This is a genomic window from Streptomyces sp. NPDC048434 (assembly GCF_043200375.1).
GTDB lineage: Bacteria > Actinomycetota > Actinomycetes > Streptomycetales > Streptomycetaceae > Streptomyces.
Window position 1 is genome coordinate 36,361 of record NZ_JBICXQ010000031.1, and the last position, 22,771, is coordinate 59,131.

The following is a 22,771-nucleotide window of genomic DNA, read 5'->3' on the forward strand; positions in this document are numbered from 1 at the left end:
ATCGTCGCGGTCCGCACGCCATACCGCACCCCAACCGGAAGCCACCGCTCCCCGCTTAACGGGCACCACGGCAGGGCATACGGGACCAATGGCCCGCGCCGCGCGCTCCCGGATACCGAACCCCGACACACCGCACCACCCGCTGCACCGGCTGCTCCGTACCTGGCTCAACGGCGTACCCGCACTGCCCGCAGCCGTCCGCCGCGCCTACCGCTCCCGCCGTACGTCCTCCGCTGCCACCCGCACCAGGCCGCCGCCCCTTGGCCACCCGTCACCCCCCACCCCCCTGCTCGATGACGCCCCGCGCCGCCCCCTGCGCTCCGCCCTCGGCCTGATGGCCGTCACCGCCCTCGGTGCCTGGCTGGGGCTGGCCCTGATCGGCGGCGTCCACGCCCCCGTCGGCCCCATGGACACCAGCATGGCGCTGCGCCCCTCGCTGACCGGCGGCACCAGGATCAATGTCCCGCCCCTCGGCGACCTGGAACTGAGCAGCCACTACGCACCCGTACGGCTCGATGTCGATGTCGACCGGCTGGATCCGGTCCGCTCCCGGACGCTGGTCGACCACCCCGAGAGGTTCGCCGGCCTGCAGGACGAGGTCACCCACGACGTCACCCGCGGCACCCTGGGGCTCGCGCTGCACTCCTGCGTCGCCGTGGCGTCCGGCGCAGCGGCGCTGGGGCTGGCCGTCTACCGCCGCCCGCGCCGCGCGCTGGCCGCCGGGGGTCTGGCGCTCGCCCTGCTCGCCGCCTCCGCGGGGACCGCGTACGCCACCTGGAACCCCAAGTCCGTACTGGAACCGAAGTTCTCCGGACTGCTCTCCTCGGCCCCGTCCGTGGTCGGCAACGCCCGCAACATCGTCAGCGAATTCAACGTCTACCAGAAGGAGTTGGCGCGCCTGGTCACCAACGTGACCAAGCTCTACGACGCCACCTCGACGCTGCCGGTGTACCAGCCGGACCCCACCACCATCCGGGTTCTGCATGTCTCCGACATCCACCTCAACCCGGGCAGCTGGCGGATCATCGCCTCCCTGGTGAAGCAGTACCGGATCAACGTGATCATCGACACCGGCGACACCATGGACCACGGCTCGGCCGCCGAGAACCACTTCCTGGACCCGGCCTCCGCCCTCGGCGCCCCGTACGTCTGGGTGCGCGGCAACCACGACTCACACAGCACGCAGAAGTACCTGACCGGCCGCACCCACGTCACCGTCCTCGACCACGGCAAGGTCGCCCGGGTCGCCGGCGTACGCATCGCGGGTGTCGGCGACCCGCAGTTCACTCCGGACCGCTCCGTGGTGGCGGCCGGCGACCCCGCCGAGCGCACCGCCGGCGGCCGGCTCGCCGACTCGCTGCGCACCGAGCGGCTGGCCGGCACCCCCGTCGATATCGCGCTGGCCCACAACCCCACCGCGGCGACCGAGGCGGACGGCCTGGCCCCGCTGGCGCTGGCCGGCCATATCCACCACCGCGAGAACACCACGCTCCCCCAGGGCACCCGGCTGATGGTCGAGGGCTCCACGGGCGGCGGCGGGCTGCGCGCGGTGCAGAACAAGAAGCCCGCACCGGTCGAGGCGTCGGTGCTCTATCTGGACCGGACGACGAAACGGCTGCAGGCGTGGGACGAGATCACCCTCGGCGGACTGGGCCTGTCGCGGGCCGAGGTCAGCCGCCACCTCCCCCGCGAGAACCAACCCGGCGCCACGCCCTCGCCGTCCGGCTCTCCGCACTCGGCCAGGCCCTCGTCCGGCTCGCCGTCCGGCACCCCTTCCCACCCGGCCAGGAGCCCTTCCGGCAGCCCCCGGTAAACCGTTTTGGCGAACGGTCCTCCCATCCCATATGCTTCTCACGTCCCCGACGGCGCCGGTAACGACGCCAAGGTGGCCACCAGCCCTCATCGTCTAGTGGCCCAGGACGCCGCCCTTTCAAGGCGGTAGCACGGGTTCGAATCCCGTTGGGGGCACGCATCACCGTGTGCGAGACTGGTTCACGCCGCTTTCGCACAATGCAAGGTCCTGTGGAGCAGTTTGGAGTGCTCGCCACCCTGTCAAGGTGGAGGCCGCGGGTTCAAATCCCGTCAGGACCGCTGCGGCTGGGTAGCTCAGTTGGTACGAGCGATCGCCTGAAAAGCGATAGGTCGCCGGTTCGACCCCGGCCCCAGCCACACCCATTGGAAGAAGGCCCCGATTCCTCGAATCGGGGCCTTCTTCCTATCCGGTCGGCGACGGTTTCCCGGCGCGCTCGCTCTCCGGCTTCCAGAAGATCAGCCGGGCGCCGCCGCTGATCACCCCCGTGGCCCCGAGGCCCATCGCCATCCGCACCAGCCGCACATCGCCTTCCCAGCCGTGCGGCGCGCCGAAGACCAGCCAGGCGGCGCACGCGATACCGGCGGCCATCACGGCGATACCCGCCATCTGCCGTAATCCCTTGTCCATGCGGTCATCCTCGCGCATGCGCACGGGCGTCGAAATCGCTTTTCGCCCGGCGCCCTCGCCCGCGGGCCCGCTGTCTCACGCGTCCGCGGCAGGCGCCGGCGTCGTGTCGCGGCCACCCGGGTGGCGGTGCCGCCAGACCCAGAAGACCGTGCACGAGAGCACCGACCAGCCGGCCAGCACCAGGAAGGGGAAGGCGTGCTGGTGGCCGCCGAAGTAGACGGCGGTGTGCTGGGCGTTGACCGAGCCGCCCGGAGGCAGCCAGCGGCCGACGAGGCCGAGGGCGGAGGGCAGCAGCGGCCAGGAAACCGCGCCGCCCGAGGAGGGGTTGCCCAGCAGCACCATCAGTCCCCAGGTGGGGATCATCGCCCAGCGCCCCATGAGGGCGTTGAACATCGAGAAGACCATGCCGGACGTGAACATCGTCAGCGCGAGGATCAGCCAGGACTCCATGAACGGCAGCCGCAGCGCACCCAGCCACCAGTCGACCACCGCCGCAATGGAGAAGCCCCCCAGCAGCGCATAGACCGCGGTGCAGGCGATCCGCTCGGCCGGTTCCAGGGCGCTGGCATGCACGCTGAGCTGGATCGCGCCGACGAAGCCGATGATCACCGCGGCCAGCGAGATGTAGAACAGCGCAAGCCCGCGCGGATCGCCCTTCTGCAGCGGCTTGATGTCCCGGATCCGGACGTCGACGCCGATCGCCTTGCCGACCTTCGCGCCGGACTGGGCGAGCAGCTGCGCCACCGTGGCGCCCGAGGCGCCGGACACATCCAGCTCCACGCCCTTGCCGCGGGCGCGCAGAATCGCGAACTCCTCCTGCTCGTCGACGGCCCGCCGGGCCCGGCCGTACGTGGCGTAGCCGGTCAGCTGGAGCGAAGCACTCAGCGCCTTCTCCATCCCCTGGGTGAACGCTTTCACCGGCGGGGTGTCGGGGGAGCCGACCACGGCGGTGGGGATGGACCGCGGGGTCGGATTGGCCATGGCGTAGGTGTACGAGCCGGCGAACAGCCCGGCCGCCGCGGCGACGATGAAGATCAGCACGACCGCGGGGAAGTAGGGCGACTTCTTGAAGGCCGTCCACTTCTCCGCCGGGGTCCGCGGCCCGCCGTGTGCGCCGTCCGGAGCGGGTCCACCGTCGCGCGGGCCGGAGTCCTCGGGCGGGCCGGAATCGCCGCGATGATCAGACATAGGAACACGCTAAAGCAGCGATGCCGGACATACCCGGGCAGATACCCCGTACGCGGCGGCCTCGGTGCCCGCGATCCGGCCGTGCGGGCAAATGGTTCGCCAGTCGATTACGTGAGGTGAGATCCTGGGGGACGTATGTCCAGTCAGCCTGCCTCCGCCCTGCCCGACGGCAAAGCTCCCGCCGTGTCCGGCACCTCCGCTCCCACCCTCCCCGCACTGCTGGAACGTCTGCCCGAGCTGATGCTCCGGGACCAGCAGCGGCTGGGGCGACGGCTCGACGGCGCGCGCCGGATCCGTAAGCCCGACGCCCGGACGGCCGTACTCGCCGAGATCGCCGACGGTATCGACGAGGCGGAGCTGCGGGTCGCCCAGCGGCGCGCCGCGGTGCCCCGGATCAGGTATCCGGAAGAGCTGCCGGTCAGCCAGAAGAAGGACGTGATCCTCGCCGCGATCCGCGACCACCAGGTCGTGATCGTCGCCGGTGAGACCGGCTCCGGCAAGACGACGCAGATCCCCAAGATCTGTCTGGAGCTCGGCCGCGGAATCCGGGGGCTGATCGGGCACACCCAGCCCCGCCGGATCGCGGCCCGTACGGTCGCCGAGCGGGTGGCCGAGGAGCTCGCGACCCCGCTGGGCGAGGCGGTCGGCTGGAAGGTCCGCTTCACCGACCAGGTCGGCGGCGACACCCTCGTCAAGCTGATGACGGACGGCATTCTGCTCGCCGAGATCCAGACGGACCGCGAGCTGCGCCAGTACGACACGATCATCATCGACGAGGCGCACGAGCGCAGCCTCAACATCGACTTCATCCTCGGCTACCTGGCCCAGCTGCTGCCCCGGCGCCCGGACCTGAAGGTCGTGATCACGTCCGCGACCATCGACCCGGAGCGGTTCGCGCGGCACTTCGGCACCTTCGCCGCCGTGGCGGCGACGGACGACGAGGGTGCTCCGGGTCCGTCGGGCGCCTCCGGGGGCGAGGACGGGGCGAAGCCGAGTGCCCCGATCGTCGAGGTCTCCGGCCGTACGTATCCGGTGGAGGTGCGCTATCGCCCGCTGCTGGAAGAGGGCGGCCAGGACTCCGACCGCGACCAGATCACCGCGATTTGCGACGCCGTGGACGAGCTGCAGTCGGCAGGCCCCGGCGACATCCTGGTCTTCCTCTCCGGCGAGCGGGAGATCCGCGACACCGCGGACGCACTCAACAAGAAGGCCCTGCCGTTCACCGAGGTCCTCCCCCTGTACGCGCGGCTCTCGCACGCCGAGCAGCACCGCGTCTTCCAGCGGCACACGGGCAGACGGATCGTGCTGGCCACGAACGTCGCCGAGACCTCGCTGACCGTCCCGGGCATCCGGTACGTCATCGACCCGGGCATGGCCCGTATCTCCCGCTACAGCTACCGCACCAAGGTCCAGCGGCTGCCGATCGAGCCGGTCTCGCAGGCCAGCGCCAATCAGCGCAAGGGCCGCTGCGGCCGTACCAGCGACGGCATCTGCATCCGCCTCTACTCCGAGGACGACTTCCTCTCCCGTCCCGAGTTCACGGACGCCGAGATCCTCCGTACGAACCTCGCCTCCGTCATCCTGCAGATGACCGCGGCCGGCCTGGGCGACATCGAGAAGTTCCCGTTCATCGACCCGCCGGACCGCCGCAACATCAAGGACGGCGTCGATCTGCTGAGCGAGCTCGGGGCGCTCGACGCCCGGCAGAAGGACCCCAAGAAGCGCCTGACCCCGCTCGGCCGCAAGCTCTCCCAGCTGCCGGTCGACCCGCGGCTGGCACGGATGGTGCTGGAGGCCGACCGCAACGGCTGTGTCCGCGAGGTCATGGTCATCGCGGCGGCGCTGTCCATCCAGGACCCGCGCGAGCGGCCCGCCGACAAACAGCAGCAGGCCGATCAGCAGCACGCCCGCTTCAGGGACGAGACCTCCGACTTCCTCGCCTTCCTCAACCTCTGGCGCTACATCCGCGAGCAGCAGAAGGAGCTGTCCTCCTCCGCCTTCCGCCGGATGTGCCGGAGCGAGTTCCTGAATTACCTGCGGATACGTGAGTGGCAGGACATCTACTCCCAGCTGCGTTCGGTCGCCAAGACCATGGGCATTCACCTCAGCGAGGAGGATGCGGCGCCGGACCATATCCACACCTCCCTGCTTTCCGGTTTGCTCTCGCACATTGGCATCAAGGACACGGACGCCAAGAACGAATATCTGGGCGCCCGCAGCGCCAAGTTCGCGGTGTTCCCCGGCTCCGCGCTCTTCAAGAAGCCACCGCGCTGGGTGATGTCCGCCGAGCTGGTCGAGACGTCCCGCCTGTGGGCGCGGGTGAATGCGAAGATCGAGCCGGAGTGGATCGAGCCGCTCGCCCAGCATCTGGTGAAGCGGACGTACAGCGAGCCGCACTGGGAACAGAAGATGGCCGCGGTGATGGCGTACGAGCGGGTGACGCTCTACGGCGTCCCGATCGTCGCCCAGCGCAAGATCGCCTACGGCCGTATCGACCCGGAGACTTCGCGGGATCTGTTCATCCGCAACGCCCTGGTCGAGGGCGACTGGCGCACCCATCACCAGTTCTTCCATGACAACCGCAAACTTCTCGGCGAGGTCGAGGAGTTGGAGCACCGCGCCCGGCGCCGCGACATTCTCGTGGACGACGAGACCCTCTTCGACTTCTATGACCAGCGCATTCCGGCCGATGTGGTCTCCGGTGCGCATTTCGACGCCTGGTGGAAGAAGCAGCACCGGGAAGAGCCGGAGCTGCTGAACTTCGAGCACTCGATGCTCATCAATGAATCCGCCGAGGCCGTCACGAAGGACGACTATCCGGATTCCTGGCGGCAGGGAAAGCTGAAGTTCAAGGTCACCTACCAGTTCGAGCCCGGCGCCGACGCGGACGGCGTGACCGTCCACATCCCCCTCCAGGTCCTCAACCAGGTCTCCTCCGAGGGCTTCGACTGGCAGATCCCCGGCCTGCGCGAACAGCTGGTGACGGAGCTGATCCGGTCACTTCCCAAGCCGATCCGCCGTAACTACGTCCCCGCGCCGAACTTCGCGGCCCGCTTCCTGGACTCCACGGTCCCCCTGCAGGGCGCCCTGACGACGTCTCTGGCCGCGGGGCTGCAGCGGATGGTGGGCGTACCGGTCGACGCCGCCGACTTCGACCCGGACAAGATCCCCGACCACCTCAGGATCACCTTCCGGGTGGTCGACGAGCGCCGTCACAAGCTCGCCGAGGACAAGGACCTGGAGGCGCTGCGGCTGAAGCTCAAACCGAAGACCAGGGCGGCCATCTCCAAGGCCTTCGAGCAGGCCGCCGACCGGCCCGCCGGGGACCGCAAGGGCGGCGCGGGCGACGGACCGGCGCCGGCCGGCCCGGAGCAGCGGACCGGGCTGACGTCGTGGACGATCGGCACCCTGGCGCGCACCTTCGAGACCCGGCGCGGGGGCCAGCCGCTGAAGGCCTACCCGGCGCTGGTCGACGAGGGCAGCAGCGTCGCCGTACGCCTCTTCGACACCGAGGCCGAGCAGCTCACGGCGATGTGGGCGGGCACCCGCCGGCTCATCCTGCTCAACATCCCGTCCAATCCGGCCAAGTTCGCGCAGGGCAAGCTCAGCAATCAGCAGAAGCTGGCGCTGTCCCGTAATCCGCACGGCTCCATCACGGCGCTCTTCGAGGACTGTGTGACCGCCGCCGCCGACCGCCTGATCGCGGCCCGGGGCGGTCCGGCGTGGGACGAGGAGTCCTTCCGGAAGCTGTTCGACGCGGTCCGCACCGACCTGGTGGACGTCACGCTCAGGACCATCCAGCAGGTCCAGGAGGTGCTGGCCGCCTGGCAGGCGTGCGAGCGCCGGCTGAAGGAGACGACGTTCCCCTCCCTGCTGCCGTCGCTCGCGGACGTCAAGGAGCAGCTGGCGGCGCTGATCAAGCCGGGCTTCGTCACGGCGCACGGCGCCAAGCGGCTGCCGGACCTGATGCGCTATCTGGTGGCCGCCGACCGCCGGCTGCAGCAGCTGCCCACCCACGCCGAGCGGGACCGCACCCGTATGGCGAAGGTGAAGGAGATGCAGGACGAATACGCCTGGCTGCTGGAGCAGTTCCCGCAGGGCCGCCCGGTACCGGCCGCGGCCCTGGAGATCCGCTGGATGATCGAGGAGCTCCGGGTGAGCTACTTCGCGCATGCTCTGGGCACCGCGTATCCGGTCTCCGACAAGCGCATCGTGAAGGCCGTGGACGCCGCCGCGCCGTAGGAACCAGGGCTGCCGGTATCGAGTTCGACCGCACCCCCTGACCTGCTGTACAGTCTTGCTTCGCAGCCCGCCGCAAGCGGAAAGCGAAACGCAAGGTCCTGTGGAGCAGCTTGGAGTGCTCGCCACCCTGTCAAGGTGGAGGCCGCGGGTTCAAATCCCGTCAGGACCGCATTTTTACGGCCCGCATCCTTCTCGGATGCGGGCCGTACTGCTGTTCCGGACCGCCCGCATCCCACCGCGCGGCCGGCCCCGGACACCGCACATCCCGTCAGGACACTCCCGTACGGCCCGCATCGCGAACCGGTGCGGGCCGTGCCGCTTGCCCCGCCCGCACCGCGAGCCGTTGGGGGTCGTACCGCTTCCCCTGCTCGTACCGCGGGCCGATGCGAACACCTCTCCGCCCCTCCCCCTGGCGGACCGGTTGGCTGTACCGCCGCGCTCCGCTCGCGGCCCCACCGAACGCGGGCCGTACCTCTGTCCACATCCGCCCCCACCGAATGCGGTGCGTAGCCGGTTTGCTGCCCGCCGTATTGACGGCGGCACGTACCGCCGGTACTCACTGAGGGAGGGCACGGGGGCCGGGGAGGTATGCACCATGACGACTGCGGTACGACACGAGACCAGGGCGTTGCTGCGGGCTCATCTGTCGGCGGCCACGGGCTATCGCCATCTGACGCGGCACTGCCCCATCTGCCACCAGCTGCTGCGGCTCGCCATGGAGCCGCACACGGCCCGCTCCGGGGATCCGGCGGCCGCGTCCGCCACCGTCCCGCCTTCGGCTGCCTGTGAGCCGCCGGCGGCCGAGGACGGAAGTCCCGCGATCCGATGACCAACGACGGATGTGCCACCGCCTGCGCGGCGGCAGGCTGTTGGGCGTGGCGGGGGGAAGTTCTCTACCGCAGCGGACGTATCGTCTTCAAGCGCCGCGTAGTGTGACGGGTGTCACCGAACAAGTTTGGCGGGATGTGGAACTTACACCCCCCATACAACCGGTCAATTTAATATGTGCAATTGCACTACCTGTGAACGGGTCAGTAACGAGCCCACAGGGTCCGCGCACAAAGGCCCCCACAGGACCCGTGAAGGCACCGTGACCGGCATCCGGAGGGGTGTCGGCGCCGGGGCGACCCGACCGCTCTGACGAGCCCTGAAGCGGGCGCACACAAAAAGATCGCGCTGGACCCGGCGGAGTCCAGCGCGATCGATGACGTACCCAGATGGAGCGGGTGTGGGGCCTGTTGGGGCAGGCGCCGCGTCGTATGAAGCTGTGTGAAGCATGGTGAAGCAGGTCGAGCCAGGGGTGCAAAGCAGGCATTTTCGGGTTGGGGGCCCCGAAAACGGCCTGGTTATGCGGTTATTCAGGCCTCGCTGCGCTGCTGCGGGATACCCGCGAGCAGTGCGCGGACCTCAGCCTCGCGGTAACGCCGATGCCCTCCGAGCGTGCGGATGGACGTGAGCTTGCCTGCCTTGGCCCAGCGAGTCACCGTCTTCGGGTCCACGCGGAACATCGTGGCGACCTCGGCAGGGGTAAGCAGCGGCTCGGCGTCAGGGGTGCGAGCGGTCATGAGCGGCCTCCTCGGGAGAACCGAACCATCACGGTTCTTTCCTCTAAATTCTGCACCTTGACCCACGTTGCCCGAAATGGCGGACGCGGGCCGAGTCGGTTATAGGACGAACGGCTTGTCCTCGGCACTACAACTACACCATCTGTCCAGCCACGTCGGCCAAACCGATGGAATTGCCCTCTCAGGTGTTCAACCTCGACGGAAGCCGATGGACCGTGTCATAGCGGACAGTCACCCGTCCGTGACGATCAGTCACAACGTGATCAGCCGCCACGAGACCCCTCAAGGACCGCAATACCGATCTATCCGCCCTTAGTTGGACGGAAGGAGCCCACCTCGGGCTCCTTGTCCTATTTTGGCACGAGGGTATGGCTTGGGAGCAAGACCCGATGTCAGTGCTTTAGGTCACGCTTGAGGCAATCGCCCGGATCAGGGCCTACGTCCCCTACCGTCCGACCACCGAAAAGCGGACACAAAGCTTCCGCTCAGTAAACCTCTGCCACCGCGTCGCCGCTCAGCTGGAGAACTGACGTTCTCGCACCGCACGCCACCGCTGGGAAAGCTTCTCGTACGCGACCCCGGCCCGCTCGCCGTCCCCGTCGCGCAGCGCCGCCAGCCCCTCCGCCACCTCGGCGGCGGAACGGTCCTCGGCGAGCTGCTCCTCGGGCACCGCGTGCACCAGCCCTCCGTAGTCCAGCTCCACGAGCGAGCGCGGATGGAATTCCTCGAGCCAGCGCCCCACATCTACCAGGCCGTCGATCAGCAGCCCCTCTTCCAGGGCGTCCCGCAGCGTGCGCAGCCCCCGTGCGACCCGTCGCCGCGCCTGCACCATGGGCGTCCGGTAACGCAGTACAGGGGCCTGGTCACCCTTCGTGTACTCCCGCTCGTCGTCGTCGAACAGCACGAACCAGCGGACCGGGACGTGCCAGGCCGCCCCGCGGATCCAGGGCCTGGCGTCCGGGTTGCGCTCCCGCCACCGCTCGTAGTCGGTGGCCGCCTGCAGACGCACCACCGGGGGCAGCGCCACATCCAGTACCGACGCCGGCAGCAGCTCGTCCAGCGCCTCCAGGGCCTGCCAGCCGCGCAGCCGGGTGCGCCACGGACAGACGCATGTCACCTCGTTCACGACGGCGATGAAGGCGTCCGCACTCTCATGGACCGGCACCGGCGCCGGTGGGGTCGCCAGCAGATCGGCCAGCGCCCGGCGCTGCTCGTCCTGGGCGGTGGGGGTGTCCTCCCGTTTGGCATAGCGCGCCCAGTGACTGCGCTCCGGCTCGGGAAACGCAGCCAGCGGCTCGTAGACCCGTAGATATGCCATGTACGGGACCTTCACCGACGACGCCAGGGCCACGCCCGCTCCTTCAAAGGGGAAATCCACCGCCGGGAGATCCCGAGGGCCCCCGCCGGCCTGCGATACGACCAGATCGTCCCATGCCCGTCCCCCGGGAGAGGGTGATCCTGGGCACCCGACCGATCAACCGGCCCGGCAGGTCTTACGCTCTTTTCAACCGGCCCTCCCCACCCGTAGGAGGGCATCCTTCGCGACTTATGGGAGTCACCACAGTGACTGACGTACGTCCGGCCCACGCCGGCACCGACGGCGGCGTTCTGCACACCCTGTTCCGGTCGGAGCAGGGGGGCCATGAGCAGGTGGCTCTCTGCCAGGACCGCGCCAGCGGCCTGAAGGCCGTGATCGCCATCCACAGCACCGCCCTGGGCCCCGCGCTCGGTGGCACGCGCTTCCATGCCTACGCCTCCGAGGAGGAGGCCGTGCTGGACGCCCTGAACCTGTCGCGCGGCATGTCCTACAAGAACGCCCTCGCCGGGCTGGACCACGGCGGCGGCAAGGCCGTGATCATCGGTGACCCCGATCTGATCAAGACCGAGGAACTCCTGCTCGCCTACGGCCGGTTCGTGGGCTCGCTCGGCGGCCGCTATGTCACCGCCTGCGATGTCGGTACGTACGTCGCCGACATGGACGTCATCGCCCGTACGAACAAGTGGACCACCGGCCGCTCCCCCCAGAACGGCGGCGCCGGCGACTCCTCGGTCCTGACCGCCTACGGCGTCTTCCAGGGCATGCGCGCCTCGGCCCAGCACGCCTGGGGCGACCCGACGCTGCGCGGCCGCAAGGTCGGCATCGCGGGTGTCGGCAAGGTCGGCCACCTCCTCGTCGAGCATCTCCTCAACGACGGCGCCGAGGTCGTGATCACGGACGTCCGGGCCGACTCCATGGAGCGGGTCCGCGCCAAGTACCCGCAGGTCACGGCAGTCGCGGGCACCGAGGCGCTGATCCGCACCGAGGGCTTGGACGTATATGCGCCGTGCGCGCTGGGCGGTGCGCTGAGTGATGAGTCGCTGCCGGTGCTGACCGCGAAGGTGGTGTGCGGCGCGGCCAACAACCAGCTCGCCCACCCCGGCGTCGAGAAGGATCTGTCCGACCGCGGCATCCTTTACGCCCCCGACTACGTCGTGAACGCCGGCGGTGTCATCCAGGTGGCCGATGAGCTGCACGGCTTCGACTTCGACCGCTGCAAGACCAAGGCAGCGAAGATCTTCGACACCACCCTGGCGATATTCGCTCGCGCGAAGGTCGACGGCATTCCGCCCGCCGCGGCCGCCGACCGTCTGGCCGAACAGCGCATGGCGGAGGCGCGGCACGCCTGACCCAGGCCGGAAATGCGGCCTTGTCAGCCGGAAATGCAGCCTTGCGCGGCCCGCCACGGGCGGTCGGGGGAGACTTCCCTCACCACCCGTCGGCGGGTCGCCGTACAGGACAGGTTAAAATCGCAGTTGACCAGCGGGGACGGGGCGCCTTGCAGGTCGTGCCGAGCGGCGGGTGATGCGGGCGACGTACCGTATGGCCGCGGAAGCAGGTACCGTTAAAGCCCTACGGGCCGGTCTCTCTGTCGAGAGCCCGCTCTGATCCATGAACGCGTGTCAAGACTCTGGGGCCATCGAGCCCCGTCATTGAGGGGGTCGACCCATGGGGCGCGGCCGGGCCAAGGCCAAGCAGACAAAGGTCGCCCGCCAGCTGAAGTACAGCAGCGGTGGGACGGATCTCTCACGACTGGCCGACGAGCTGGGTGCATCACCGTCGAACCAGCAGCCTCCGAACGCAGAGCCGTTCGAGGAGGACGAGGACGACGACCCGTACGCACGGTACGCAGATCTGTACAACGGCGACGACGACGAAGAGGACGAGGGCGACTCGTCCCAGCAACGTCGTCGCGCTTGACCACTCTGCGCGCTCGCGGCACCCATAACAGCATTACGGACCCGGTCCTGGGCATCACCCGGACCGGGTTCTGTGCTGCCCGGATGGCCGCGGGGGCGCCGGCCGCAAGGACGGCTGCCGGACAGGGGAGCACTCCCCCGGCCGGCACCGGGGGCACTCCCGCCCATGGCCCGTTCAGGGCCATGGGGCAGGTCCGTCCGCTCAGCTCGCGTAGTCACCGGTCAGGGTCACTGCCTCTGCACGGTCACCACGGTCGGTGATCTCGCCGCTGACCCAGGCGTCCACGCCGCGGTCGGCCAGCGTGGTCAGGGCGGCCTCCACCGACCCCTGCGGGACGACGGCGATCATGCCGACGCCCATGTTCAGGGTCTTCTCCAGCTCCAGGCGGTCGACCGAGCCGACCGAGCCGACCAGGTCGAACACCGGGCCCGGCGTCCAGGTGGCGCGGTCGACGGTGGCGTGCAGGCCCTCCGGGATGACCCGGGCGAGGTTGTTGGCCAGGCCGCCGCCGGTGATGTGCGAGAAGGCGTGCACCTCGGTCGTACGGGTCAGCGCCAGGCAGTCCAGCGAGTAGATCTTGGTGGGCTCCAGGAGCTCTTCGCCGAGCGTGCGGCCGAACTCCGGGATGTCCCGGTCCAGGGCCATTCCCGCGCGGTCGAACAGCACATGGCGGACCAGCGAGTACCCGTTCGAGTGAAGCCCGGAGGACGCCATCGCGATCACCGCGTCGCCCGTACGGATACGGTCCGCGCCCAGCACCCGGTCGGCCTCGACGACGCCCGTGCCGGCACCGGCGACATCGAACTCGTCCGCGCCCAGCAGCCCCGGGTGCTCCGCGGTCTCGCCGCCGACCAGCGCGCAGCCGGCCAGCACACAGCCCTCGGCGATGCCCTTGACGATCGCGGCGACCCGCTCGGGGTAGACCTTGCCGACGCAGATGTAGTCGGTCATGAACAGCGGCTCGGCGCCGCAGACGACCAGGTCGTCGACGACCATGCCGACGAGGTCGTGGCCGATGCTGTCGTAGACGCCCATCTTGCGGGCGATGTCGACCTTCGTGCCGACCCCGTCGGTCGCGGAGGCCAGCAGCGGGCGCTCGTACCGCTTGAGGGCGGAGGCGTCGAAGAGGCCGGCGAAACCGCCCAGGCCGCCGACGACCTCGGGGCGGGTGGCCTTCTTCACCCACTCCTTCATCAGGTCCACGGCGCGGTCGCCGGCTTCGATGTCGACGCCCGCGCTCGCGTAGCTGGCACCAGTGGTCTCTGACATGACGGAGAACTTTCGTGTCGGGTGGGGACGAGCTCTACGGGCGACGCAGCGCGTCGGCTCCGCCGATCCCGGCGGTGAGCGTCTGGACGCCGTCCACGTCGGACGTGGCCCCGCTCGCGGTCTCCGACTCCAGGAGGTGCTTGCCCAGCAGCCCCGGGTCGGGCAGGTCCATCGGGTACTCGCCGTCGAAGCAGGCGCGGCACAGGTTCGGCTTGGCGATCGTGGTCGCCTCGATCATGCCGTCGATGGAGATGTACGCGAGCGAATCGGCGCCCAGCGACTTGCCGATCTCCTCCACGCTCAGCCCGTTGGCGATCAGCTCCGCGCGGGTGGCGAAGTCGATGCCGAAGAAGCACGGCCACTTGATCGGCGGGGACGAGATCCGGATGTGGACCTCGAGAGCGCCGGCCTCGCGCAGCATCCGGACCAGGGCGCGCTGGGTGTTGCCGCGGACGATCGAGTCGTCGACGACCACCAGGCGCTTGCCGCGGATGACTTCCTTGAGCGGGTTGAGCTTGAGACGGATACCGAGCTGGCGGATGGTCTGCGAGGGCTGGATGAAGGTCCGGCCGACGTAGGAGTTCTTGACCAGGCCGGAGCCGTAGGGGATGCCACTGGCCTCGGCGTATCCGACGGCGGCGGGAGTACCGGACTCCGGCGTCGCTATCACCAGGTCGGCATCGGCCGGCGCCTCGGCGGCCAGCTTGCGGCCCATCTCCACACGGGAGAGGTACACATTGCGGCCGGCGATGTCGGTGTCCGGGCGGGCGAGGTAGACGTACTCGAAGACACAGCCCTTGGGACGGGCCTCGGCGAAGCGGCTGCTGCGCAGACCGTTCTCGTCGATCGCGACCATCTCACCGGGCTCGATCTCCCGGATGAAGCTGGCGCCGCAGATGTCGAGGGCGGCGGTCTCGGAGGCCACCACCCAGCCGCGCTCCAGGCGTCCGAGGACCAGCGGGCGGATGCCCTGCGGGTCGCGGGCGGTGTAGAGCGTGTGCTCGTCCATGAAGCAGAGCGAGAAGGCGCCCTTGACCTGCGGCAGGACGCGGGGTGCGGCCTCCTCGACGGTCAGCGGCTTGCCGTCCTCGTCGACCTGGCCGGCCAGCAGCGCCGTGACCAGGTCGGTGTCATTGGTGGCCGCGACCTGGGTCGCCCGGCCGCCCTCGCGGGGCAGCGCGGCGACCAGATCCGCCAGCTCCGCGGTGTTGACCAGGTTGCCGTTGTGGCCGAGCGCGATCGAGCCGTGCGCGGTCGCACGGAACGTCGGCTGGGCGTTCTCCCACACCGAGGCACCGGTGGTGGAGTAGCGGGCATGGCCCACGGCGATATGGCCCTGGAGGGAACCGAGCGAAGTCTCGTCGAAGACCTGGGAAACCAGGCCCATGTCCTTGAAAACGAGGATCTGGGAGCCGTTGCTCACCGCGATGCCCGCGGACTCTTGTCCACGGTGCTGCAGCGCATACAGTCCGAAATAGGCGAGTTTGGCGACCTCTTCACCCGGAGCCCAGACACCGAAGACGCCGCAAGCGTCCTGGGGGCCCTTCTCACCGGGGAGCAGGTCGTGGCTGAGTCGTCCGTCACCACGTGGCACGGCACCGAGTCTAGGGCAGGTCGCGCATTCATCCGAACCGGGGATGCCCGCATACCTGGATGAGTGCATGAACGACGCGTTGAGCGTGCGGGACGTGGTCACGGCCGGTGCGTCGGGAATTCTGCCTCCGCAGGCCGCTGAACGGCCGCGTTCCGCGGCTCAGCCGATCTTGCGCTCGCCTCGCTGAGCTGCGGCTTCCGCACACCGTGGCGGATTTCCGGGTTCCGCTTCCCGCTCCTTCGGGGGCAGCTCGACATGGGCCCTTTGCTCTCTTTATGACGCTTGTCATCAAGGTGGGCGGTACCGCCGGTGTGAGATACGCGACGCACTCCCCGCCCGCCTGCCGTCCACCTCCGCTCACCGGCCGTGGACCGCGCGCCCCTCGCCGCCGCGCCCGCGCCCGTGGCCTCAGCTCAGCACGGGCAGATACCCGCCGATGTCGGCCCGCTCCCCGCTGGCGCTGACCGTCGCCGCGTCCAGTGCCTCGGCCCATGGCGTACGGCCGGCGGCCAGCCGGATCCACGTCAGCGGGTCGGTCTCGACGACATTCGGCGGGGTGCCGCGGGTGTGTCTGGGGCCCTCGACGCACTGCACCACGGCGAACGGCGGCACCCGGACCTCGACCGAGTTGCCGGGCGCCTTGGCGGCCAGCGCATCGGCCAGCAGCCGGGTGGTGGCGGCCAGGGCCTGGCGGTCGTACGGGATCTGCAGACCGGTCGCCGCCGCCAGATCGTCGCTGTGCACCACGAGTTCGACACAGCGGGTGACCAGGTAGTCGGTCAGCCGCATCGCACCTGGCCGGGCGGCCAGCACCCGGTCGTCGGATTCCGGCGGGAGGATCCGGGCGAACTCCTCGGCGGTGCGCTCCAGCAGCTCCACCGGGTCGTGAGCGGCGGCCAGGGCCCGGGTGCGGTCGTCGACGGAGGAGGCGAGCGGGGCGGCGACGGACGGCCAGTCCACCAGGGCGGCCTCGGCTCGCGACGGGGCCGGCTGCTCAAGACTGCGCGCCACACTGCCGACCGTCATGGACAGATGCGCCACCAGCTCGCGCACCGTCCAGTCACCGAGCCGGGTCGGCAGCGCGAACTGCTCCGGCGCAAGACCGCTTACGGCCTCCCGGACGTGCGCGAGCTGGGCCGTGACGGCAGCACGGGTCTTCGTTGCGTCGTACTGGCGGGCGCGCGGCTTCCGGGTGGCAGGAGGCATGACGATCAGCCTAGGCGGCGCCTCTGACAACGAGCCCGGGATACCGGCGAGAACGAGACCGGGATGCCGGCGCCGGGCCGCCCCACGCGGCCCCGGCCCGGCCTCACCCGCTCCTCGCTCAAGCGGGCGGGGGCCCTCAGCTCGCGGGCGTCTCCGCCGGCGCCTCGGTGTCGAAGAGCTCGCCGTTGGGCGGGACACCGATCCCCCGCCAGGTGAAGGGGACACCGTCGGCGGCCTCCGGGTCCGCGCCGTCCATGAGCTGGAAGTGGACGTGCGGCTCCGAGCTGTTGCCGGAGTCCCCGCACTGGCCGAGCTGCTGCCCGGCCCGTACCCGGTCGCCGGTGCGGACGGTGAGCGAGCCGCGCCGGACATGGGCGTAGAGCGCGTACGTCCCGTCGCCCAGGTCGAGGATCACGTGGTTGCCGATGACCCGGCGGGCGCCCCCCAGTACACGGGCCGGCCCCTCGATGGCGAGCAGGTAGACCGCCGCGGGCCACGAGGTGCGGCTGAGGTGGTCGCGCTGACGGTCGTCGGCCCGTACGACGGTGGCATCGGCGACGGCGAGCAGCGGCGCGCCGAAGGCCGGGAAGGCTTCGTTGCGGCGGACCAGGGGCCACCAGCCGAAACCGGGGCGGGAGTGGGGCTCGGGTTCCGCCACGATGTCGATGGCGTAGGCCTGTCCGTACGCCCGGGTGCCGTGACTGGGGACCTTGTCGGCGGGGCTGTTGAGGGCCTTCCAGCGGCCGGTGACCGGCGCGGCGACCTCCACCGGCTCGGGGGCGGCGCCTGCCGGACCCTTCGCCTCCGCGCGCGCCGCACGGCGGTTCATGTCCAGGCGGAGCAGCAGCCAGAGGCCGAGCGGGACCCAGCCCCACCAGTACGGAATGTCGACGAAGAAGCTCGCCACGATCACCGCGAAGAAGGCGAACAAGCAGAGGCGAGCGGCCTGTTCGGAGAGTTTCCGCATGGATATGGACTTCATTCCTGTCCCCCTGAGATCGGCCGGGCGTCAGCGCCCGGCGGCGGTCAGCATCACCAGCAGCGGTACGACGCGGTGGGCCGGTACCTCGTAGCGGCCACGGGCGGCCGCGTGCAGCCAGCCGGCGGCGGTGAGCTGCCGGAGATGGTGGTAGATCTGGCCGGTCGTGCCCGTATCGTCCAGCTCGGTGAGTTCGGCGGCGGTGCTGCGGCCGCCGAGGATCTCGCGCAGCAGCCGCAGCCGTACGGGCCGGCCGAGCGCCGCGAACGGCTCGGCGGCTGCCGCCCAGTCGGCGTCCAGCACGGTGTCGGTGGCCAGTCCGTACTGCCACTCGTAGCGCTGTCCGGCCGGTGTCCGTACGGCGCCGGTGAAGAGCACTCCGCCGTTGTCGGCGCCCAGCTCGGCGAGCTGGGCCTGCAGGCCGTGCAGGGCCCACAGGTCGTCGTCGGGCTCGCGCTCGGGCGGACGGGCGGCCGGACCGGCGGACCGCTCCAGAGCGGCCAGCCGTCGTTCCAGCTCGGCCACCCGCTGTTCGAGATCCATGGCGAGAGATTACGTAATTACGTAATTGCAGGCAAGGGCTCACCAGGAGGCCGGTGTGCGGAAGCCCCGGAAACAGCCGAAGCGGCCCGCCGGACGTACCGGCGGGCCGCTTCGGCTCAGGCTTCCCGGGTCATGGCCCGGAGGAGTTGACTACGCGATCAGCCCCGGGATCGTCGCCTCGTGCGCGTCCTTCAGCTCGCTCAGCGGGAGGCTGAACTGCCCCTGGACGTCGATCTCGTCGCCGTCGATCACACCGATCCGGGTGGCCGGCAGCCCCCGCGCACCGCACATGTCGGTGAAGCGGAGCTCCTCGCTGCGCGGCACGGCCACGACCGCCCGGCCCGCCGACTCGGAGAAGAGCAGCACGAACGGGTCCAGCCCGTCGGGAACGACGAGGCGCGCACCCTTGCCGCCGCGCAGGCAGGACTCCACCAGGGCCTGGATCAGACCGCCGTCGGAGAGGTCGTGCGCGGCGTCGACCATGCCGTCGCGCGAGGCGGAGATCAGCACATCGGCCAGCAGCCGCTCGCGCTCCAGGTCCACCTTCGGCGGCAGACCACCGAGGTGATCGTGCACGACCTGCGACCACGCCGAGCCGCCCAGCTCCTCCCGGGTGTCACCCAGGAGGTAGATCAGCTGGCCCTCGTCCGCGAACGCGATCGGGGTACGGCGGTTCACATCGTCGATGACGCCGAGCACCGCGACGACCGGGGTCGGGTGGATCGCCACCTCGCCGGTCTGGTTGTAGAGCGACACATTGCCGCCGGTGACCGGCGTACCGAGGGTCTGGCAGGCGTCGGCGAGACCGCGGGTGGCCTCGGCGAACTGCCACATCACCGCCGGGTCCTCGGGCGAACCGAAGTTCAGGCAGTCGGAGACGGCCAGCGGCTTGGCGCCGGAGGCGGCGACATTGCGGTACGCCTCGGCCAGCGCCAGCTGCGCGCCCGCGTACGGGTCGAGCTTGGCGTAGCGCCCGTTGCCGTCCGTGGCGAGCGCGACACCGAGGTTGCTGTCCTCGTCGATGCGGACCATGCCGGCGTCCTCCGGCTGCGCGAGGACGGTGTTGCCCTGCACGAACCGGTCGTACTGGTCGGTGATCCACGCCTTGGAGGCCTGGTTGGGCGAGGCCACCAGCTTCAGGACCTGCGCGCGCAGCTCGTCCGCGCCCGTCGGGCGGGGCAGCTTGGCCGCGTCGTCGGCCTGGAGGGCGTCCTGCCACTCGGGCCGGGCGTACGGGCGCTCGTAGACCGGGCCTTCGTGGGCGACGGTGCGCGGCGGTACGTCCACGATCTGCTCGCCGTGCCAGAAGATCTCCAGCTGCGAGCCGTCCGTCACCTCACCGATGACGGTCGCGATGACGTCCCACTTCTCGCAGATCTCCAGGAAGCGGTCGACCTTCCCGGGCTCGACGATCGCGCACATCCGCTCCTGCGACTCGCTCATGAGGATTTCCTCGGGCGAGAGGGAGGAGTCACGCAGCGGCACGGTGTCCAGCTCGACGCGCATACCGCCGGAGCCGGCCGAGGCCAGCTCGCTGGTGGCGCAGGACAGCCCGGCGCCGCCGAGGTCCTGAATGCCGTCGACCAGGTCTTCCTTGAAGATCTCCAGGGTGCACTCGATGAGCAGCTTCTCCTGGAAGGGGTCACCGACCTGGACGGCGGGGCGCTTGGTGGGCTTGGTGTCGTCGAAGGTCTCCGAGGCCAGCACGGAGACGCCGCCGATGCCGTCGCCGCCGGTGCGGGCGCCGTAGAGGATGACCTTGTTGCCCGCGCCGGACGCCTTGGCGAGGTGGATGTCCTCGTGCTTCATGACGCCGATGCAACCGGCGTTGACCAGCGGGTTGCCCTGGTAGCAGGCGTCGAAGACGACCTCACCACCGATGTTGGGCAGGCCCAGGCAGTTGCCGTAACCGCCGATGCCGGCCACCACGCCCGGCAGGACGCGCTTGGTGTCGGGGTGGTCGGCGGCGCCGAAGCGCAGCGGGTCCACGACGGCGACGGGGCGGGCGCCCATCGCGAGGATGTCGCGGACGATTCCGCCGACGCCGGTGGCCGCGCCCTGGTAGGGCTCGATGTACGAGGGGTGGTTGTGGGACTCCACCTTGAAGGTGACGGCGTAGCCCTGGCCGACGTCGACGACACCGGCGTTCTCGCCGATGCCGACGAGCAGCGCGTCGTTCTCGGGGGCCTTCTCGCCGAACTGCTTCAGATGGACCTTGCTGCTCTTGTAGGAGCAGTGCTCGGACCACATGACCGAGTACATGGCGAGTTCGGCGCCGGTGGGACGGCGGCCGAGAATCTCACGGATGCGCTGGTACTCGTCCTGCTTCAGGCCGAGTTCGGCCCACGGCTGGCCGGTGTCCGGCGTCTCGGCTGCGTGCTTGACGGTGTCGAGAGTCATGCCGCGCACCTTTCACTCGCTTCTCCGCCCGCGCGGCGCAGAGGTGCGGCATTCGTCTTCGGCTGCGGCCCGGCGGCCGCGCGTGCGTCGCTCATGCGTTGACCAGCTTCTTCAGGATCGAGGTGAAGAATCCGAGGCCGTCGGTACGGCCCGTACCGATCAGCGGCTCCACGGCGTGCTCGGGGTGCGGCATGAGGCCGACGACATTGCCCGCCTCATTGGTGATGCCGGCGATGTCGCGGAGCGAGCCGTTGGGGTTGCCGTCCAGGTAGCGGAAGGCCACCCGGCCCTCGGCCTCGAGCATGTCGAGCGTGCGCCCGTCGGCGACGTACCGGCCGTCGATGTTCTTCAGCGGGATGCTGATCTCCTGGCCGGACGCATAGTCCGACGTCCAGGAGGTCTCCGCGTTCTCCACCCGCAGCTTCTGGTCGCGGCAGATGAAATGCAGGTGGTTGTTGCGCAGCATGGCGCCGGGCAGCAGGTGCGTCTCGGTGAGCACCTGGAAACCGTTGCAGATACCAAGGACCGGCATACCGGCCTTGGCCTGCTCGATCACGGTCTCCATCACCGGCGAGAACCGGGAAATGGCCCCGGCCCGCAAATAGTCGCCATAGGAGAAACCGCCGGGCAGCACCACGGCGTCGACCTGCTTGAGGTCCTTGTCGCGGTGCCACAGCGGCACCGCTTCGGCGCCGGCCACCCGGACGGCGCGCTGGGTGTCGCGGTCGTCGAGCGTGCCGGGGAAGGTAATGACTCCGATGCGCGAGGTCATGAGTCGACCCGCACGGTGAAGTCTTCGATGACGGTGTTGGCAAGGAAGGTCTCGGCCATCTCTTGGATGCGAGCGAGGGCGGCGTCGTCGACCGGACCCTCCACCTCAAGTTCGAAACGCTTGCCCTGACGGACGTCGGCGATCCCCTCGAAGCCCAGGCGTGGCAGTGCGCGCTGCACCGCCTGCCCCTGCGGGTCGAGGATCTCCGGCTTGAGCATGACGTCGACTACGACGCGTGCCACTGGCACTCCCGGTGGTGTGGTGCGTAAGGCGGTGTCCTCACAGTACCGTGTTCGAAAATCTACGCGCATAGATATACGGAGGGCCCGATCACGGTCCGGTATCGGAAGGAGTGCAGCTCAGGAAAAATTCTCGAAAAGATCCGGGGTCCGGATTGCGGGAAGACACGCTGACGAAATTAACTGGGCTTCACAATGCAATGCCCATCGCTGTACAAATGAAAAAGCATTGATCCCAATCAGCCGGATCCGGAGCATCACCCCACGTCAACAAGGGGTCGCTCCACGAAAGGACCGATATCCGTGGCGCAGCGCGTAGTAGTAACGCTCTCCGATGACATCGACGGAGGAGAAGCCGCAGAGACGGTCACCTTCGGATTGGACGGGAAGTCGTACGAGATCGACCTCAATCCCGCCAATGCGAAGAAACTGCGCGGCGCCCTCGCTCCGTTCGTCGAGGCCGGCCGCAAGCGGGCCAAGTCCGGCAAGGCCTACCACCGGACCGCGGTGAACCCCGATCCCGCGGCCGTCCGTGCCTGGGCCCGCTCCAACCAGATGGACGTCCCCCCGCGCGGCCGCATCCCCAAGAAGGTCTACGAGGCCTTCAACGCCGCCAACCACTAACCGACTTACGGGCGTCCCTCGGCCCGGGCGCAGCCGACTTGCACAGCACCCCTACTGATCAGCTAGAGTCTGGAGCACGCCGAGGGGCGAGGCCGAAAGGGCCGGACCTCACGGAGTCACGCGGGTGTAGCTCAGTAGTAGAGCGCCCCCTTTCCAAGGGGGAGGCGCAGTGTGCAATCCCTGTCACCCGCTCTGACAGTCTCGACCAGTCATTGGATCAGGTACAGTAGCTGTCGCGCCGCTCGGTGAAAGCCGAGTGGATGCCTGCGGACGTAGCTCAGTTGGTAGAGCGCAACCTTGCCAAGGTTGAGGTCGCGAGTTCGAGCCTCGTCGTCCGCTCAGAAAGAGAAGGCCCCGGTCATTGCGACCGGGGCCTTCTTCATTTGCCGGCGATCGCGTCACTTCCTCCCGCTTCTTCCTCCTCTGCCTCCCTCTCCTCTTCCGGCGTTGGCAACTGACATTTGTCATCGGC

General features: G+C 69.5%; 18 protein-coding genes and 6 tRNA genes. 12 read left to right on the plus strand and 12 right to left on the minus strand.

What is annotated here, in order from left to right; all coding sequences use genetic code 11:
• Positions 1-88: 88 nt before the first annotated feature.
• From ACGFWI_RS31065 to ACGFWI_RS31080, 4 genes are all read left to right on the plus strand, one after another.
• Complete coding sequence (locus tag ACGFWI_RS31065) at positions 89-1,813, plus strand: metallophosphoesterase (RefSeq protein WP_393909376.1); 1,725 nt, start codon at positions 89-91, stop codon at positions 1,811-1,813.
• Positions 1,814-1,895: 82 nt separating this feature from the next.
• Positions 1,896-1,968 (plus strand) — tRNA-Glu (locus ACGFWI_RS31070).
• Positions 1,969-2,016: 48 nt separating this feature from the next.
• Positions 2,017-2,091, plus strand: a tRNA-Asp gene (locus ACGFWI_RS31075).
• A gap of 4 nt (positions 2,092-2,095) precedes the next feature.
• A tRNA-Phe gene (locus tag ACGFWI_RS31080) sits at positions 2,096-2,169 on the plus strand.
• 46 nt (positions 2,170-2,215) lie between these two features.
• Here the strand turns inward: ACGFWI_RS31080 and ACGFWI_RS31085 are convergent.
• Together ACGFWI_RS31085 and ACGFWI_RS31090 are read right to left on the minus strand one after the other, a co-directional pair.
• The gene (locus ACGFWI_RS31085; RefSeq protein ID WP_393909377.1) at positions 2,216-2,440 is read right to left on the minus strand and encodes a hypothetical protein; all 225 of its coding nucleotides are present in this window, start codon (positions 2,438-2,440) and stop codon (positions 2,216-2,218) included.
• 75 nt (positions 2,441-2,515) lie between these two features.
• Positions 2,516-3,628, minus strand: coding sequence for an ABC transporter permease (locus ACGFWI_RS31090; protein WP_393909378.1), 1,113 nt, complete (start codon positions 3,626-3,628; stop codon positions 2,516-2,518).
• A gap of 135 nt (positions 3,629-3,763) precedes the next feature.
• Between ACGFWI_RS31090 and hrpA the strand changes: the two genes are divergently transcribed.
• The 3 genes from hrpA (at position 3,764) to ACGFWI_RS31105 (ending at position 8,699) form a co-directional block, all read left to right on the plus strand.
• The gene (gene hrpA / locus ACGFWI_RS31095; protein WP_393909379.1) at positions 3,764-7,870 is read left to right on the plus strand and encodes an ATP-dependent RNA helicase HrpA; all 4,107 of its coding nucleotides are present in this window, start codon (positions 3,764-3,766) and stop codon (positions 7,868-7,870) included.
• Positions 7,871-7,964: 94 nt separating this feature from the next.
• A tRNA-Asp gene (locus ACGFWI_RS31100) sits at positions 7,965-8,039 on the plus strand.
• 426 nt (positions 8,040-8,465) lie between these two features.
• Positions 8,466-8,699 carry a DUF6274 family protein gene (locus ACGFWI_RS31105; protein WP_393909380.1) on the plus strand — a complete coding sequence of 78 codons (234 nt, stop codon included), beginning with the start codon at positions 8,466-8,468 and terminating at the stop codon, positions 8,697-8,699.
• A 529-nt stretch (positions 8,700-9,228) separates the two neighbouring features.
• Here ACGFWI_RS31105 and bldC read toward each other — a convergent pair.
• Both bldC and ACGFWI_RS31115 read right to left on the minus strand, forming a co-directional pair.
• The gene (bldC, locus tag ACGFWI_RS31110; RefSeq protein ID WP_003949541.1) at positions 9,229-9,435 is read right to left on the minus strand and encodes a developmental transcriptional regulator BldC; all 207 of its coding nucleotides are present in this window, start codon (positions 9,433-9,435) and stop codon (positions 9,229-9,231) included.
• Between the two features lie 514 nt (positions 9,436-9,949).
• The gene (locus tag ACGFWI_RS31115; RefSeq protein WP_393909381.1) at positions 9,950-10,786 is read right to left on the minus strand and encodes a hypothetical protein; all 837 of its coding nucleotides are present in this window, start codon (positions 10,784-10,786) and stop codon (positions 9,950-9,952) included.
• Between the two features lie 197 nt (positions 10,787-10,983).
• On the opposite strand from ACGFWI_RS31115, the gene ACGFWI_RS31120 reads away from it, so the two are divergent.
• Both ACGFWI_RS31120 and ACGFWI_RS31125 read left to right on the plus strand, forming a co-directional pair.
• On the plus strand, positions 10,984-12,102 hold the full coding sequence (locus ACGFWI_RS31120; protein ID WP_393909382.1) for a Leu/Phe/Val dehydrogenase: 1,119 nt from the start codon (positions 10,984-10,986) through the stop codon (positions 12,100-12,102).
• Between the two features lie 319 nt (positions 12,103-12,421).
• A complete protein-coding gene (locus tag ACGFWI_RS31125; RefSeq protein ID WP_393909383.1) occupies positions 12,422-12,673 on the plus strand; it encodes a DUF3073 domain-containing protein in 252 nt (83 codons plus the stop codon).
• A gap of 201 nt (positions 12,674-12,874) precedes the next feature.
• On the opposite strand, the gene purM is transcribed toward ACGFWI_RS31125, so the two are convergent.
• The 8 genes from purM to purS all read right to left on the minus strand — a co-directional run bounded on the left by purM (position 12,875) and on the right by purS (position 21,678).
• Positions 12,875-13,942 (minus strand): phosphoribosylformylglycinamidine cyclo-ligase, encoded by a 1,068-nt coding sequence (gene purM / locus ACGFWI_RS31130; protein ID WP_393909384.1) that lies wholly within the window; start codon positions 13,940-13,942, stop codon positions 12,875-12,877.
• A 34-nt stretch (positions 13,943-13,976) separates the two neighbouring features.
• Positions 13,977-15,536 carry an amidophosphoribosyltransferase gene (purF, locus tag ACGFWI_RS31135; RefSeq protein ID WP_393909385.1) on the minus strand — a complete coding sequence of 520 codons (1,560 nt, stop codon included), beginning with the start codon at positions 15,534-15,536 and terminating at the stop codon, positions 13,977-13,979.
• 408 nt (positions 15,537-15,944) lie between these two features.
• The gene (locus ACGFWI_RS31140) at positions 15,945-16,742 is read right to left on the minus strand and encodes a sterol carrier family protein (protein ID WP_393909386.1); all 798 of its coding nucleotides are present in this window, start codon (positions 16,740-16,742) and stop codon (positions 15,945-15,947) included.
• 136 nt (positions 16,743-16,878) lie between these two features.
• A complete protein-coding gene (locus tag ACGFWI_RS31145) occupies positions 16,879-17,715 on the minus strand; it encodes a M23 family metallopeptidase (protein WP_393909443.1) in 837 nt (278 codons plus the stop codon).
• A gap of 36 nt (positions 17,716-17,751) precedes the next feature.
• Positions 17,752-18,264, minus strand: coding sequence for an ArsR family transcriptional regulator (locus tag ACGFWI_RS31150; RefSeq protein ID WP_393909387.1), 513 nt, complete (start codon positions 18,262-18,264; stop codon positions 17,752-17,754).
• A 150-nt stretch (positions 18,265-18,414) separates the two neighbouring features.
• Complete coding sequence (purL, locus tag ACGFWI_RS31155) at positions 18,415-20,664, minus strand: phosphoribosylformylglycinamidine synthase subunit PurL (RefSeq protein WP_393909388.1); 2,250 nt, start codon at positions 20,662-20,664, stop codon at positions 18,415-18,417.
• A gap of 91 nt (positions 20,665-20,755) precedes the next feature.
• Positions 20,756-21,436, minus strand: a complete 681-nt coding sequence (purQ, locus tag ACGFWI_RS31160; protein ID WP_393909389.1) for a phosphoribosylformylglycinamidine synthase subunit PurQ — start codon at positions 21,434-21,436, stop codon at positions 20,756-20,758.
• Positions 21,433-21,678, minus strand: coding sequence for a phosphoribosylformylglycinamidine synthase subunit PurS (purS, locus tag ACGFWI_RS31165; RefSeq protein ID WP_030086196.1), 246 nt, complete (start codon positions 21,676-21,678; stop codon positions 21,433-21,435). Before purS ends, purQ begins: the two co-directional genes overlap by 4 nt.
• A gap of 300 nt (positions 21,679-21,978) precedes the next feature.
• Between purS and ACGFWI_RS31170 the strand changes: the two genes are divergently transcribed.
• The 3 genes from ACGFWI_RS31170 (at position 21,979) to ACGFWI_RS31180 (ending at position 22,638) form a co-directional block, all read left to right on the plus strand.
• Positions 21,979-22,299 carry an Lsr2 family protein gene (locus ACGFWI_RS31170; RefSeq protein ID WP_030086195.1) on the plus strand — a complete coding sequence of 107 codons (321 nt, stop codon included), beginning with the start codon at positions 21,979-21,981 and terminating at the stop codon, positions 22,297-22,299.
• 120 nt (positions 22,300-22,419) lie between these two features.
• A tRNA-Gly gene (locus ACGFWI_RS31175) sits at positions 22,420-22,491 on the plus strand.
• 74 nt (positions 22,492-22,565) lie between these two features.
• Positions 22,566-22,638 (plus strand) — tRNA-Gly (locus ACGFWI_RS31180).
• Positions 22,639-22,771 lie beyond the last annotated feature (133 nt).